Raw genomic sequence first — 14,512 nt, 5'->3', positions numbered from 1 at the left:
AAAAGGAAGCAGAACTATGGAAATGATGATTGAAGACTTGATGGAGCAGTTGATTGAATTGGGTGGCTCGGATATGCACTTATCCGCAGGTTTACCTCCCTACTTCCGCATCAGTGGCAAACTTACCCCCATAGGTGAGCATGTATTGACAGCCGATCAATGTCAAAGGCTGATTTTTAGTATGCTCAACAATACCCAGCGTAAAACCCTAGAGCAGACTTGGGAGTTGGATTGTTCTTATGGTGTTAAGGGTTTGGCTCGTTTCCGGGTCAATGTCTATAAAGAGCGTGGTGCTTATGCTGCTTGCTTACGAGCATTAAGTTCTAAGATTCCTAACTTTGAAAAATTAGGTCTGCCAGATATCGTGCGGGAAATGTGCGATAAGCCTAGAGGACTTATTCTGGTGACAGGCCCTACAGGTTCCGGTAAGACAACTACTCTAGCGGCAATGATTGACTTGATTAACCGCACCAAGGCAGAGCATATTTTAACGGTGGAAGACCCAATTGAATTTGTCTATGAACCAATTAAAAGCTTGGTTCACCAGCGGCAACTGGGAGAAGATACTAAGAGCTTTGCTAATGCTTTGAAAGCAGCCCTGCGGGAAGATCCAGATATTATTCTAGTAGGGGAAATGCGCGATTTGGAAACAATTTCTTTGGCGATTTCCGCAGCAGAAACAGGACACTTAGTATTTGGTACGCTACACACGAGTTCCGCCGCCCAAACTGTTGACCGGATTATCGACGTTTTCCCTCATGAAAGACAAACCCAAGTGCGAGTGCAATTGTCTAACTCATTGGTAGGGGTATTTAGTCAAACCTTGGTGTCCAAGAAAAACCCTAAACCTGGTGAATATGGTCGGGTGATGGCTCAAGAAATTTTGATTGTCACTCCTGCTATTTCTAACTTGATTCGAGAAGGTAAAACATCTCAAATTTACTCAGCAATTCAAACTGGCGGCAAATTGGGAATGCAAACTCTGGAGAAGGTTTTAGCTGATTTTTACAAAGCCGGAACGATTTCTTTTGAAGCGGCGATGTCTAAGACTTCTAAGCCTGATGAAATTCAACGTCTCATCGGTACTTCTGTACCACCGCAGGCAGCAGGTGCGAAACCTGGTACGGCTGCCAAAGCACATTAAAGGAACTGGGGAGTAATAATTTTAGATTTGAGATTTGGGATTTTAGATTGAAATTTAATCCAAAATCCTCAATCCAAAATCAAAAATAAAATTGTTTCATGCCCAATTAATAACAACTATTTTGAATTTATTTTATGCCAAACTTCGTTGCCCGTGTTCGGGATTCGCAAGGAAAATCTCGAACAGAAAAAATTGTTGCTGAATCTTTGGTACAAGCTCGTACTAATCTTAGAGATCAAGGTTTTGTAATCCAAGAACTCAAGCAATCTCAAGGATTTCAGCCAGATGTTGCCTTAAAAAACTTTCAGAATTCCTTGGTTAAGGTTTCTGTGAAAGACAAAGCCGTTTTTTCGCGTCAATTTGCCGTTTTGATGAATGCGGGAGTTGCGATCGTTAGAAGTTTGGGGGTGCTTTCCGACCAGTGTAGTAATACTAAACTGAAACAAGCCCTTGTGGAAATTAGCACCGATGTTCAAAGTGGAATGAATCTTTCAGAAGCAATGCGGAAGCATCCTGACTGTTTTGATGGATTATATGTGAGTATGATTCAAGCTGGCGAAGTTGGCGGTGTACTAGACGAAGTATTAAATCGTTTAGCCAAGTTGTTAGAAGATGTTGCCCGTCTACAAAACCAAATCAAATCAGCATTATCTTATCCAACGGTCGTGGGTTTTATCGCAGTTGCGATCTTTCTTGGTATGACCATTTTTCTGATTCCGATTTTTGCCACAATTTTTGTACAACTTGGAATCACATTACCACCTCTAACGCAATTCTTGATGGATGCTAGTAAATTTCTGAGAAGTCCGGGTGCTTTAGTTCTTCTTGCTGCTATTATCGGACTGAAATTTGCCTTTACACAATACTCTAAAACTCCTGTTGGTCGGATCACAATCGATCGTTTTTCCCTGAAAATGCCATTGTTTGGTGACTTAATTCAAAAATCTTCAGTTGCCCGTTTTAGCCGGACTTTTGGTTCTTTGACTCGTTCAGGCGTACCAATTTTAACTTGCTTAGAAATTGTCCGAGATACATCAGGAAACCAAGTGATTGCCAATGCCATAGACGCAGCCCGGATGGAGATTCAACAAGGAGGCATGATTAGCATTGCTTTACAAAAAGATGCCGTTTTTCCGGCTATGGCAATTCAGATGATTAGTATCGGAGAAGAAACTGGAGAATTAGATGGAATGTTGATGAAAGTTGCCGATTTCTATGAAGATGAAGTCGAGCAAGCCGTAAAAGCAATGACCAGTATTTTAGAACCGGTGATGATTGTAGTTCTAGGGGGAATGGTGGGAACCATTTTGCTAGCGATGTATTTGCCTATGTTTGCAGTATTTGAAAAGCTGGGATAAAGGATTAATAGTTAAGAGTTAGAAGTTATGAGTTAGGAATTAAAATTTTTATTCCTAACTTTTAGCCGATCGCTAATTAATTTTATTCTTAACTCCTGTACAGACGCGATTAATCGCGTCTCTACTCCTCATACCAATTCTGTATGAAGATGCGCCAAACTACGTCAAACTTATAGATGGATGGATTTAGTAATTTTGTGATGAGTGGTCCATTCCAAATCGAGATTTCAGAAAGCCTTGAAGAATTGGAGAAAGCTCTCAAACATTCCACAACGGCAAGCAGCAAAGAACGATTGCAAATGCTCTATTGGCTCAAGAGTAGTCAAGTCAGCAGCAGGCGATCGCTGGCAGAACGTTTAGGGCGTGATGAAGCAACCATAACTCGTTGGGTGAGAAAGTATAAAGATGAAGGAACAAGGGGCTTGCTTGAAGTCAAACATGCACCCGGAAAAGCTCCGAGCATCAGTGGTTCAGACTTAGAACGCTTGAAAAAGCGGTTACAGGAGCCATCTGGTTTTCAAAGCTATGGTCAAATTCAACAATGGCTCAAGAGCGAATTAGGGCTTTCACTGGCTTATAAAACGGTCTATGAAGTTGTTCGCAACCGTTTAGGTGCTCCCGTTGAAAGTACCTCGTCCTCAAAGCACCAAACAACAACCAGAAAGTCTATCTCACTTTAAAAAAAACTTCCTCTAGCATTCAAATTCTTGCAGGAGGAATTTGGAGAGGGGAAGAGATTAAGGTACTTGTGCGGAGCCGGAGACGCTCCGCCTCCGGTCAAGACGAAACACGATTAGGATTAAAGACAATTACAGGACGTTTAATTACAGCTAAAGGAGTTAAACCTGTTGGCTTAAGCCAGTGGCAACGCCAGAATTTTTATCTATACGGTGTTGTCGAACCTCTGAGTGGATACAGCTTTTTCTATGAGTTTCCCTACCTGAATGGGGATTGTTTCCAACGTTTTTTGGAATTACTGTCTGCTGACAAGAGGAGATGATATCGCAGTCATACAGTTCGACCAGGGGTCATTTCACAAAGCTAAAGCTCTCGATTGTCCAGATAATATTATCCCTATTTTTCAACCTCCTCACTCTCCCGAACTCAATCCGATTGAACGTGTTTGGGAATTTCTCAAATCGAAACTGCAATGGGAAAATTGTAAAACTCTTGTGCAACTACAGCAGAAGTTAACTGATGTACTAAAAACAATTACACCTGAGGTGATTGCTTCTCTGACTTCTTACGACTTTATTCTTGAAGCTTTATTTAGCGCAGCTTCATAAAGAAATGGTATCACTATTTAATAAACTATGACTGTGCAAAAATCTCAGTACGAAGCGAGTTTGGCAGAGTACAGCAATCATCTAGCTGCGATCGCCTTACTAAAGCAATATCGGCCATACTTGGAGATGATTCCCAGTCTGCGCCGTCCTGATGAAAGTGTCATCACTATACCCTTACCAATTGTTCGGCTTCGCAATCCTGCTACAACAGCCCTACAAACGATTTGCTTACCCTGTGATGTGGCAATTTTGATGTGCGATCCAGAGTGGAAAATCAAAACTGGAGCAGAAATTTTAGTCTTTATTCATCGCGCTGACGAAGACTTTTCTGATTTGTTAGGACGTTGGCGACAAACCCAAGTTTATCTAGACAATGATTATGAGTGGTTGATGCCTCTGCGTCACAGTCATATTTTGAGTGAGGGAGCTAATACTGTATATCCTCTGTTTATCGTTTTTAATGAGACTTTAGAACGCATCCAAAGAGGTCTTGTGGGAGCCGAACTCCCATTTATTGTGCAAACACCGGATTTGCTGGTTGAGGAGAATCTCACAGATATTTTCTCTTCACAAACTCCACCAGCTTAGGGACTGATACCAATTCAAAATTCAAAACTTGTACTGAGTTTCGGCTGCGCGCTAATCGAGCGAAGTCGAGATTCAACTACCGCGTAGCCGAAGTATTCAAAATTCAAAATTAAGAAAGTGAGAATTAGCATAGGTTTTATGGTTCGCATCTGTATCATATTTTTTGTGAATTGGTATGACAGCAGAATTCAAAAGTAAAATACGCTTTCTACCTGGGTAACAGACGAATCGTTGTGTACCTAACTAGTTTAAAATCTGCTGTATAGTCAAAAAAACATCATAAATGTACTAAGTGTAAAATTACATATTTTTACTTCCGGCTACGCCGTCCCCTTTTGCTAAACTAGAGGGGTTTTATTATGTGTATCTTCATACAAAATTTTTATAAATACCCACGCAACAGACTTTCACCTTTACAAAACTACAAATTAGCTCTTCACACATCCGTGAAAAGACTAATTCTACAAAAATTTATTTTTACTTTTTGAAGAGTAATGAGGATTTGGCAAAGATTCAGTAATCTTACTGTTGCCAATAAAGAATTGTCATAGAATTAGAGACGTTTAAGAGCAGATATTTTATACTAATGAATCGTTTTCCTCAAAAAATAACGAATTCTCAAGAGAGCATTTCACAACAAACTCAGTTGAGTCATATGTGTGGTTCCAAACGGCTATTTCGCGATCGCTATGAAATACTGCAAATTTTAGGTAGAGGTGGTTTTGGTGTAACATTTTTAGCCAAAAATGCCGTATTACCTGGGAAGCCACTGTGTGTTATTAAACAGCTTTGTCCAAAAGTGACTAGTCCTCAAAGTTGGCAAAGGGCATGTATGCGCTTTGAAAAAGAAGCAAGAATTTTGGGACAACTCGGTAGTCATTCGCAAATTCCCATGTTATTAGACTACTTTCAGGCAAATGGGGAGTTTTTTTTAATTCAAGAATATGTGCCGGGTTTGACTTTGGCGCGAGAAGTGCGGCAAACTGGGCCCAAAAGTGAAGCCTCAGTTAAGCAGTTCTTACAGGAATTATTACCTGTCTTACAGTATCTTCATAAACATCATGTGATTCATCGGGATATTAAGCCTCAGAATTTATTGCGATGTGAATATGATGGGCGCATAGTGCTGATTGATTTTGGTGCGGTGAAAGAGAAATTAGTTGATGTTTGTGAAAACTCAATCAATCAAGCTGTAAATACCAACTTTATCGGGACTAGGGGATTTGCACCACCAGAACAGTTTTCTTTACGTCCAGTTTATGCCAGTGATATTTATGCACTGGGTGTAACTTGCATTTTTATGTTGACTGCTAAAAGTCCTTTAGAATTGGACTACGACCCAAAAACTGGTGAAATATCTTGGCAAAAACAGGTAAATATCAGCAACAGTTTTGCCCAGATTTTAGGAAAAATGGTGAAAATTACTTTAGAGGAGCGGTTTAAGACTGCCGATGAAGTAATGACAGCTTTAAGTAATGAAAGTTATTTGCCTACTTTGGCTAACTGTTTAACTACCCAAAAATTAAATAATAAAAGTATTACACAACACGAAATTACACAAAATAAAATTACACAACATGAAATTATACAACACGAAAATTATGATGTATACATACCACCTGTAGCTAGAACTGCTAGTGCCATTCGGAAATGGAGAGCAAGAGCAAGATTCAAGGAAACAAGATAACATACAGCAGAATTCAAAATTCAGAATTCAGAATGGGCTACGCCCCGCTGCGCTAACAGGAGTAAAACATACTTTATACCTGGGTAACAGACTTAGCTTGTGTATCGCACTTTCCTTGAAATCTGCTGTATGTTGCAGCCTTTTTAGTTGAGGTATCAAATGAATAATTAATTATGGGCAATTTAAAATAGCTAAAACAAATTTAGTAAGCATTTTGACTATATTTGATAGTCAGTAATGATTTATTGATCGGGGTTTATATTCATTACTTAGTCAGTTGTCGCTTGCTAAGATACAAGCAAAATTACTATGTTTAAAAGTTCCTACCAATATTTTTATTTAAATTATTATATAATCGATAGAATAATTAATCTTATGGCTCTCGTAGTTTTCCACAGATGAGGAAGACTGACTACTATTTACAAAAGCTAACTATATAAGTAATTCCCCAATCCCCAGAACAGGGTTGATCTACCACAAGTAAGCGAGAGTCAATTATCTTAAGGGAAAGTTCGGGACAAACTTAGCCTAAGTTGTCATGCAGTCGCGCCTGTCAGATCATGATCTGCTGCTTAAATCCCGATTGCTCAAATCCCCTGAATCCCAATGGAAAGAAGTTTTGCCAAAGTTGTAGCACCCCGCTGGTGTCACTTTTAAGAAATCGCTTTCGTGTGATCCGAGTCCTTTCAGATGAGGGGGGATTTGGCAGAACCTATCTATCAGAAGACGTAGATAAACTCAATGAACGCTGTGTTATCAAGCAATTAGCTCCAAAATTCCAAGGAACTTGGTCGCAAAAAAAGGCGATGGAGTTGTTCGCCGAAGAAGCGCAGCGACTACAAGACCTTGGGGAACATCCCCAAATTCCGACTTTGATAGCTTATTTTGAGCAAGACGGCTGCCTATATTTGGTGCAGCAGTTTATTAATGGAGATAATTTGTTAAAGGAGTTGCAACAGCGCAAGGCTTATAACGCTAGAGACATTCAATCTATTTTGTTAGATTTACTACCCATCCTAAAATTTATCCACGATCGCAAAGTTATTCACCGAGACATCAAGCCAGAAAATATTATCCGCAATAAAAATGATGGACGATTAAGCCTAATTGATTTTGGCTCCTCAAAGCAATTTACCGCCAAAGTTCAGCAGAAATCTGGCACATCCATTGGTTCGCATGGTTATTCTCCCCTAGAACAAATTAGAGATGGGAAAGCTTTCCCCGCCAGCGACTTGTTCGGTGTGGGGGCTACGTGCTTTCATCTGCTAACGGGAAATTCTCCGTTTCAGTTGTGGATGGAATCTGGGTACGCCTGGGTAAGTAATTGGCGAGAATATTTGCGGAGTCCGTTAAATCCTGAGTTGGATTTTGTCATCGACAAGCTTTTGAAAAAAGATATCCAGGAACGTTACCAGTCAGCCGAAGAAGTCCTAAGAGACTTGACTCCCAAACAACTCCTCGCACTGCCACCTGCGGGTAAGTCATCTGGGAAATTACCAGCAACTAAAGCACCAGCTTTACCAAAAAGCTATCCCTTACTGAGGATTTTAATCTTGGTAAGTGCTTTCATTCTGTTATTTGGATTCAGCGAATCTTGGTATAAAAATTTTCGCCGGATTCAAACTAGTTTGGTCTCTAGGTTGATTCAACAAAATAGTCCTAGTAAAAATGATGCGATTTTGAGCCAGATTAACTTGGGTAAAGTTTCCTTAGCTAACACCCTCCAAGGACACGAAAACTCAGTTTTATCTGTCGCCATCAGTCCCGATGGTAAAACCATAGCCAGCAGTGGCGACGATGGCACTATCAAACTTTGGAATCTCGCAACCGGAAAACTAATCGCTTCACTCAAAGGGCATTTTCAGCAGGTGAATGTCGTAGTAATTAGTCCAGATGGCAAACTTCTAGTTAGTGCTAGTGATGACAACACGATTAAAATCTGGAATTTGGCAACGCGAAAACAAATTCGCACTCTTATAGGGCATTCTGACTCAGTTCATGCCCTAGCCATCAGTGCTGATAGCGAGACTTTAGTTAGTGCGAGTGATGACAATACGATTAAAATCTGGAATTTGGCAACAGGAGAGCAAATTCGGACACTAGCAGGGCATACATTCTGGGTGCGGGTCAGTGGCTATTAGTCCTAATGGTGTGATTCTGGCCAGTGGCAGTTTTGACAAGACGATCAAAATCTGGAATCTAGCAAAGGGATACCCAATCCGCACACTAGAAGGAAATTCTCAAACAGTGACAACTGTGGCTATTAGCCCAAATGGTAAAACTTTAGCCAGTGCTAGCCGCGATGTCTACGACGGGCTACGCCTACGCACCATTAAACTTTGGAATTTAGCTACGGGAAGAGAACTTCGCACCTTAGCAGGACATAGCAATACTGTCACATCCGTAGCCTTCAGTCCCGATGGTAAAATTGTTGCTAGTGGTAGCCGCGATCGCACTATCAAACTGTGGAATACAGCTACAGGAGAAGAAATTCTCACATTAGCAGGGCACACCAACACCGTCACATCTGTTACCTTCACTCCTGATGGCAAAACCCTTGTTAGCGGTAGTGAAGATAACACGATTAAGATTTGGCGGTTGTCTCAGTGAGTGGAAATTATGGATTGGGGATTGGGGATGAAGCAGAGTTAGAATCTCGTTCATCCACCTTTGAATCGCCAACCATTCCCCAGTCTCCAGCCCACGATCCCCAATTGCGATAAACTGTCTCAAATGGGGAGGGGTAAAAATGAGCAGCATCACCAATCATCGCCGCGATCGCAGGTTTGGGATTAAAATAACAAAACTGTTTTCGGGTTGGCAGCAAGTATTTAAAGAAGCACGCACCCGGATTTTGCTCTGGTACTTGCTGATTTTGGGGATAACATTTCTCATCGCCATTCCGGCGTTTCGCTATAAGCTCTACCACCGCATTGATGAGCGGGTTCGTCAAGATATGGTAGAAGATATGGCGGCTTTCAATGCCTTAATTAAAGGTGAAACCTTTGCTACAGAGGATGCGCGGACTGAGGACGATCCAGAAGACGTAGTAATTGGCCCGGAGCAATTGAAATGGTTGCTGGCTGGAAAAAAACAAATTGCTCCTCCCACTTCCAAAGAAGATTTGATTAAGCTTTTCAGAGCTTATCTGTTATATCGACTACCAGAGGATGATTCTTATTTCATCACCTTTGTTGATGGTGAATTTTATAAGTCTAGCCCTAGAGCGCGTCCCAAACCACTTGCCAAAGACTCACCACTCATGCAACGGTGGGCAAAACAAACTAAACCAGAACAGGGAGAAAAAGAATTTTCCGACCCCGATCTCAGTAAAATCCTTTACATGGTGGAAGCGATTAAAATTAATGGAAAAACGCGAGGTGTTTTTGTTGTTGCCCATAATACAGATGGTGAGCGAGCAGAGACACTAGAAGCAGTTTCCGTAATTATTGAAGTTTCTAGTTTAGTGTTTGTAGTGTCATTCTTTTTGGCGTGGTTGGCGGCGGGACGAGTGCTAGCTCCCCTACGGACAATTACCACCACTGCCCATGCAATTAGTGAGTCAGATTTAACCCAGCGCTTACCTACGCGAGGTAAGGGAGAACTGGCAGAACTAGCAACGACATTCAACGAAATGATGGACAGACTAGAGGCAGCTTTTGCCACCCAGCGAGAATTTGTCAACGATGCTGGGCATGAACTCAGGACTCCCATTACCATAATTCGCGGACATTTGGAACTGATGGGAGATGACCCTCAAGAGCAACAGGAAACCTTGGCACTGGTTATCGGAGAATTAGACCGAATGAGTCGTCTGGTGGATGACATGATTTTGCTGGCAAAGGCAGAACGCTTAGATTTTTTGCAGTTAGCGACGGTGAATGTAGCCGAGTTAACCCAAGAGTTATTTGCCAAAGCCCAGGCACTGGCAGAGCGGGACTGGCAAATAGATGCGGTAGCAAAAGGTCAGATTATAGTCGATCGCCAGAGAATTACTGAGGCTGTAATGAATTTAGCCCAGAATGCGACTCAGCATACTGGAAAGAATGATACTATTTCCATAGGTTCTGCGATCGCTAAAGGAAAAGTACGTTTCTGGGTAAGCGATACAGGCGAAGGCATTCCCCTTATCGATCGAAGACGGATTTTTGAACGTTTTGCTCGAACTCATAACAGTCGTCGTCGTTCCGAGGGTGCGGGATTGGGGCTGTCAATTGTCCGAGCGATCGCACAGGCGCATGATGGACAGGTATTGCTTCAAAGTCAACTAGGAAAAGGTTCAATGTTTAGTATCGTTTTACCCCTCGATTCCCCGCAAGAAATGAGTGCTTATGCCCAACATTCTCATCGCTGAAGATGAACCCCGCATTGCCTCATTTATTGACAAAGGATTGCGATCGCAAGGTTTTACAACGACAATAGTTGCCGACGGACTGCATGTGGTGGATGTTGTCCACAGTGGGGCTTTTGACTTACTAATTTTGGATTTGGGATTGCCTAGAAAAGATGGCTTTCAGGTATTGGAAGAACTGCGGGGACAGGGAGAAGATTTACCTGTAATTATTCTCTCGGCTCGGAGTGACATTCACGATAAAGTCGCTGGACTAGAAGGAGGTGCGGATGATTATGTCACCAAACCTTTCCGATTTGAAGAACTTCTGGCGCGGGTAAAGTTGCGTTTGCGATCTGCTAGGTCAGTGAGAGATACCCCAGAGTTTATCCTCACAGCGGGTAATGTGGTACTCGATTTGCGGACTCGACGGGTAAAAGTAGGCGATCGCTTTGTAGAATTACCTGCCCGTGAATTTACAATGGCAGAAATGTTTTGTCGTCATCCCGGACAAGTTATTAGTCGAGAACAACTCCTAGATTTCGTTTGGGGGTACGATTATAATCCAGGTTCTAATATTGTTGATGTCTATGTTGGTTATCTCCGCAAAAAACTAGGCAGCAACATCATTGAAACCGTTAGAGGGATGGGTTATCGCTTACGAACCTAATACCAATCGCGGCAATTAGTCCTTGCTAATAAAGGGAAATTCGTAGACAGGGACAGACGCTGCCCATTATTATCATCACAACTCGTCAAGACGATCGCAAACGAGCGATCGCACTCAAAAATAGAGCAAATGACTGTATTACCAAGCTATTTCGCTTCAGAGACTTACTGGAACGAATTGAAATCCATCTAAGTCGTGGTTGAGTATGAAATAGCACAGTAAGTTCGATACACTAACTTTTAAGCAATATTAGTGCCAAGAAAACTCCTAGCGTCGAAAAAAAACCAACTCATGGAAATAAAACCTTAATGTTTTCCAACAAGTTTATCCAATTGTTAGATTGCAAGCTGGCCAATTTTCTCACCAAAGCAGTGTTGAGTTAGCGATGTTAAAACCATTCATACAAATGGAAGGTTTTGAAACCTAAACTTTCAGTTACCCTGAAGTTAGTTGCCTAATTAATATTGATTGTTCCATAACATAGAATAGATGACTGAACAAACTTCTAGAATTTGTATCCTTGGTGGAGGCTTTGGTGGTCTCTACACAGCCTTGCGGTTAAGCCAATTACCTTGGGAATCTACGCAAAAACCCGAAATTGTTCTAATAGATCAAAGCGATCGCTTCCTATTCTCTCCTTTACTTTACGAATTACTCACTGGCGAACTGCAAACCTGGGAAATTGCCCCACCCTTTGAAGAACTTTTACAAGGCACAGGGGTACGTTTTTATCAAGGCGTTGTGTCTGGAATTGACATCGACCAGCAACGGGTAAATATCCAAGAAGGCCCGGAAATTCCTTACGACCGATTAGTGCTGGCGCTAGGAGGTGAGACACCGCTAGATTTAGTCCCTGGTGCGGCAGCCTACGCCTACACATTCCGCACCATCTCTGATGCTTATCGTTTAGAAGAACGTCTGCGATTTTTAGAAGAATCGGATGCTGATAAAATTCGAGTAGCGATCGTTGGGGCTGGCTACAGTGGTGTAGAGTTAGCTTGTAAGTTAGCTGACAGACTAGGCCAAAGAGGACGCTTTCGGATCGTTGAAATCGCCGACCAAATTTTGCGAACTTCCCCAGAGTTTAATCGGGAAGCAGCAAAGAAAGCATTAGATGCCCGTGGTGTATTTATTGACTTAGAAACCAAAGTCGAATCAATCGAGCAAAATTGCATTTCCCTAGAGTACAAAAACCAGTTAGACACGATTCCTGTGGATTTGGTAATTTGGACTGTAGGAACTAAGGTTGCGCCCGTAGTGAAATCTCTTCCTCTCAAGCAAAATCAGCGCGGCCAAATCATTACTACATCCAATCTGCAAGTCCTCGATCGTCCAGAAATCTTTGCCTTGGGAGATTTAGCAGACTGCCATGATGCTGAAGGGCAGCAAGTCCCTGCTACGGCACAAGCGGCTTTTCAACAAGCTGATTATACTGCTTGGAATATCTGGGCAACTCTGACTAATCGCCCCCTCCTTCCCTTCCACTACCAACAGTTAGGAGAGATGATGGCGCTAGGAATAGACAACGCTACTCTCAGTGGTTTGGGAATTAAACTAGATGGTCCCTTAGCATACATCGCTCGCCGTGCTGCTTATTTATATAGATTGCCAACTTTAGACCATCAGCTAAAAGTTGGTTTTAATTGGCTATTCCGTCCGATTATAGAAACACTTTCTCGGTAACTTTCAAGGTTGGGAATTGGAAATTGGGCATTGGGGAGGCAGTGCGGTCTTGGGGTCTCCCCAAGTGGAGCAACTGCCGTCAACTGCCGTCATTGGGCATTGGTAAAAACCAAGATGTTTACGATGATTTGTTTTATTTCCGCCAATCTACTTAGCAGATGCTAGACTCGACCCACAGAAGCTTTGAACAAGCCAAAATCTAAAATTCAACATTCAAAATTTTCAAACTTTAATGGAACAACCGAAAGTTATTTTTTTAGATGCTGTGGGTACACTCTTCGATGTCAAAGGTAGTGTGGGCGAAGTTTATAGTCAGATCGCCCAGGAATTTGGCGTTACAGTTTCAGGCGAAACATTGAATACAGCTTTCATCCAAAGCTTTAAAACAGCGCCGCCGCCGATATTTCCAGATGCAGAACTGCAAGATATTCCCCAGCGTGAGTTTGATTGGTGGCGGATAATTGCTCTGAACACTTTTGAAAGGGCAGGTGTTCTCAAGGAATTTTCTGACTTTTCGGCTTTTTTTAGCGAACTTTACATTCACTTTGGCACTGGCGAACCGTGGTTTGTCTATCCCGATGTTTTACCAGCTTTAATCAACTGGCGGCGGTTGGGAGTTAGCTTGGGGGTGCTGTCCAATTTTGATTCTCGGATTTACTCAGTATTGCAAAGTTTGGGATTGAGAGAGTTTTTTACCTCCGTCACCATTTCTACGCAGGTACGTGCAGCTAAACCCGACCCGCAAATTTTTGCCATTGCCTTAGATAAACATAAATGTTCCCCAGAGGCGGCGTGGCATATCGGCGATAGCATTGTAGAAGATTACCACGGAGCTAAAGCAGCTGGACTCAGAGGCGTTTGGATCGACCGTGGAAAATGAGGGAGATACTTTCAATTTAACAACGCCAAATTTTTTTAAAGTGGAATCCAATCCAATCTATCAATCCACTCTTCTGCCTCAGTCGTTTCCCAAATCAAATAAATTGTTTCTGCCCAAATACTCAGGTTCCCACTCGAACGCAACCAAACTAGTCCCCAAATATGTCCTCCATTTCCCCAGTGTTCTTCCAGATGTTGGGGCATACTTTTGCGGTTGTCTGTAACTAATATTCGTTGGGATAATTCCAGGTAGCGCAGGATATCTGGGTCAAGCGTACCTAATGGTGGTGCTTCGGCATCGCCTACGCGCAGAACATCTATTGCTGGATTGAAGCGCAAAACAGCTATCTTCAGTTTGGGCGACAAATTTTCATCAATGAGAAAACGCACCTTCACCAAGAGTTTAGCAACTCCTGCTCGCGTTGCGCCTTTAATACTCTTAAACGTTGCATCAAAGTTGAAGGATTAGCTAATGATTCTTGATAGCGCTGTTCTCGCCACTTTGCTAGCCGCAACATATAAGCATCTATTTCAACACGATTATGCAGATAGTAGGTAAGCGTAGCGTAAATTTTCTCCAAATTCAGGGAAGGTAATTCTTCTAAAATTTGCTCTGGTGAATATCCTTGCAAGTAATATTGAATTACATTATCAATACCAATGCGATGCCCTTTGATACGGATGTCATCTGGGTCTAAAAACTCAAAATAATCTTCTAGTTGCATCCATCTACCTCTGAAATGTCTTTTAGCATTATCCTAATTACTCTTGGCTAATTCCATACGAGCGCTGAGGTACTGTACTGTTGTTGCATTTTTTCCAACTTTTAAAGCGTCAGGGACATAAAACCTCTAGGTCTGACATGCTTAGTATTTATATTATCCACC

14 protein-coding genes and 1 pseudogene are annotated in these 14,512 nt (G+C 42.0%); 13 read left to right on the top strand and 2 right to left on the bottom strand.

Annotated elements, in window-relative coordinates; all coding sequences use genetic code 11:
- Positions 1–16 precede the first annotated feature (16 nt).
- From NSTCB13_RS14435 to NSTCB13_RS14375, 13 genes and pseudogenes are all read left to right on the top strand, one after another.
- Positions 17–1,144 carry a type IV pilus twitching motility protein PilT gene (locus tag NSTCB13_RS14435; protein ID WP_448272783.1) on the top strand — a complete coding sequence of 376 codons (1,128 nt, stop codon included), beginning with the start codon at positions 17–19 and terminating at the stop codon, positions 1,142–1,144.
- 134 nt (positions 1,145–1,278) lie between these two features.
- Positions 1,279–2,502 (top strand): type II secretion system F family protein, encoded by a 1,224-nt coding sequence (locus tag NSTCB13_RS14430; RefSeq protein WP_448272782.1) that lies wholly within the window; start codon positions 1,279–1,281, stop codon positions 2,500–2,502.
- A gap of 200 nt (positions 2,503–2,702) precedes the next feature.
- A complete protein-coding gene (locus tag NSTCB13_RS14425) occupies positions 2,703–3,182 on the top strand; it encodes a helix-turn-helix domain-containing protein (protein ID WP_448265850.1) in 480 nt (159 codons plus the stop codon).
- Positions 3,183–3,250: 68 nt separating this feature from the next.
- Positions 3,251–3,502 (top strand): hypothetical protein, encoded by a 252-nt coding sequence (locus NSTCB13_RS14420; RefSeq protein ID WP_448265851.1) that lies wholly within the window; start codon positions 3,251–3,253, stop codon positions 3,500–3,502.
- Positions 3,447–3,788, top strand: a complete 342-nt coding sequence (locus NSTCB13_RS14415) for a transposase (RefSeq protein WP_448265852.1) — start codon at positions 3,447–3,449, stop codon at positions 3,786–3,788. The genes NSTCB13_RS14420 and NSTCB13_RS14415 overlap by 56 nt, the downstream gene beginning before the upstream one ends.
- A 27-nt stretch (positions 3,789–3,815) precedes the next feature.
- Positions 3,816–4,376: a hypothetical protein gene (locus NSTCB13_RS14410; protein ID WP_445627964.1), complete on the top strand. Its 561-nt coding sequence runs from the start codon at positions 3,816–3,818 to the stop codon at positions 4,374–4,376.
- Positions 4,377–4,962: 586 nt separating this feature from the next.
- On the top strand, positions 4,963–6,063 hold the full coding sequence (locus NSTCB13_RS14405) for a protein kinase domain-containing protein (protein ID WP_448265285.1): 1,101 nt from the start codon (positions 4,963–4,965) through the stop codon (positions 6,061–6,063).
- A gap of 560 nt (positions 6,064–6,623) precedes the next feature.
- Positions 6,624–8,673: pseudogene (locus tag NSTCB13_RS14400) on the top strand (protein kinase domain-containing protein).
- A 139-nt stretch (positions 8,674–8,812) separates the two neighbouring features.
- Positions 8,813–10,417, top strand: coding sequence for a sensor histidine kinase (locus NSTCB13_RS14395; RefSeq protein WP_448272781.1), 1,605 nt, complete (start codon positions 8,813–8,815; stop codon positions 10,415–10,417).
- Complete coding sequence (locus NSTCB13_RS14390) at positions 10,395–11,063, top strand: response regulator transcription factor (RefSeq protein WP_448272780.1); 669 nt, start codon at positions 10,395–10,397, stop codon at positions 11,061–11,063. The genes NSTCB13_RS14395 and NSTCB13_RS14390 overlap by 23 nt, the downstream gene beginning before the upstream one ends.
- Positions 11,064–11,101: 38 nt before the next feature.
- The gene (locus tag NSTCB13_RS14385) at positions 11,102–11,266 is read left to right on the top strand and encodes a response regulator (RefSeq protein ID WP_448273207.1); all 165 of its coding nucleotides are present in this window, start codon (positions 11,102–11,104) and stop codon (positions 11,264–11,266) included.
- Positions 11,267–11,552: 286 nt separating this feature from the next.
- The gene (locus tag NSTCB13_RS14380) at positions 11,553–12,746 is read left to right on the top strand and encodes an NAD(P)/FAD-dependent oxidoreductase (RefSeq protein ID WP_445627970.1); all 1,194 of its coding nucleotides are present in this window, start codon (positions 11,553–11,555) and stop codon (positions 12,744–12,746) included.
- A 232-nt stretch (positions 12,747–12,978) separates the two neighbouring features.
- Positions 12,979–13,626: an HAD-IA family hydrolase gene (locus NSTCB13_RS14375; protein WP_448272779.1), complete on the top strand. Its 648-nt coding sequence runs from the start codon at positions 12,979–12,981 to the stop codon at positions 13,624–13,626.
- 35 nt (positions 13,627–13,661) lie between these two features.
- Here NSTCB13_RS14375 and NSTCB13_RS14370 read toward each other — a convergent pair whose 3' ends face one another.
- The gene (locus NSTCB13_RS14370; protein ID WP_448273205.1) at positions 13,662–14,021 is read right to left on the bottom strand and encodes a DUF5615 family PIN-like protein; all 360 of its coding nucleotides are present in this window, start codon (positions 14,019–14,021) and stop codon (positions 13,662–13,664) included.
- Positions 14,018–14,350, bottom strand: a complete 333-nt coding sequence (locus NSTCB13_RS14365) for a DUF433 domain-containing protein (protein WP_445627973.1) — start codon at positions 14,348–14,350, stop codon at positions 14,018–14,020. The genes NSTCB13_RS14370 and NSTCB13_RS14365 overlap by 4 nt, the downstream gene beginning before the upstream one ends.
- Positions 14,351–14,512 lie beyond the last annotated feature (162 nt).

Source organism: Nostoc sp. DSM 114160 (assembly GCF_053470305.1).
The sequence above is the reverse complement of the archived record's forward strand: the minus strand, read 5'-3'. Positions and strand labels throughout refer to the sequence as shown.

Coding starts and splice junctions, on each gene's coding strand:
- NSTCB13_RS14410 (WP_445627964.1), top strand. CDS start 3,816: ATGACTGTGCAAAAATCTCAGTACGAAGCGAGTTTGGCAGAGTACAGC.
- NSTCB13_RS14375 (WP_448272779.1), top strand. CDS start 12,979: ATGGAACAACCGAAAGTTATTTTTTTAGATGCTGTGGGTACACTCTTC.
- NSTCB13_RS14390 (WP_448272780.1), top strand. CDS start 10,395: ATGCCCAACATTCTCATCGCTGAAGATGAACCCCGCATTGCCTCATTT.
- NSTCB13_RS14395 (WP_448272781.1), top strand. CDS start 8,813: ATGAGCAGCATCACCAATCATCGCCGCGATCGCAGGTTTGGGATTAAA.
- NSTCB13_RS14365 (WP_445627973.1), bottom strand. CDS start 14,350: ATGCAACTAGAAGATTATTTTGAGTTTTTAGACCCAGATGACATCCGT.
- NSTCB13_RS14415 (WP_448265852.1), top strand. CDS start 3,447: ATGGGGATTGTTTCCAACGTTTTTTGGAATTACTGTCTGCTGACAAGA.
- NSTCB13_RS14435 (WP_448272783.1), top strand. CDS start 17: ATGGAAATGATGATTGAAGACTTGATGGAGCAGTTGATTGAATTGGGT.
- NSTCB13_RS14380 (WP_445627970.1), top strand. CDS start 11,553: ATGACTGAACAAACTTCTAGAATTTGTATCCTTGGTGGAGGCTTTGGT.
- NSTCB13_RS14425 (WP_448265850.1), top strand. CDS start 2,703: ATGAGTGGTCCATTCCAAATCGAGATTTCAGAAAGCCTTGAAGAATTG.
- NSTCB13_RS14430 (WP_448272782.1), top strand. CDS start 1,279: ATGCCAAACTTCGTTGCCCGTGTTCGGGATTCGCAAGGAAAATCTCGA.
- NSTCB13_RS14405 (WP_448265285.1), top strand. CDS start 4,963: ATGAATCGTTTTCCTCAAAAAATAACGAATTCTCAAGAGAGCATTTCA.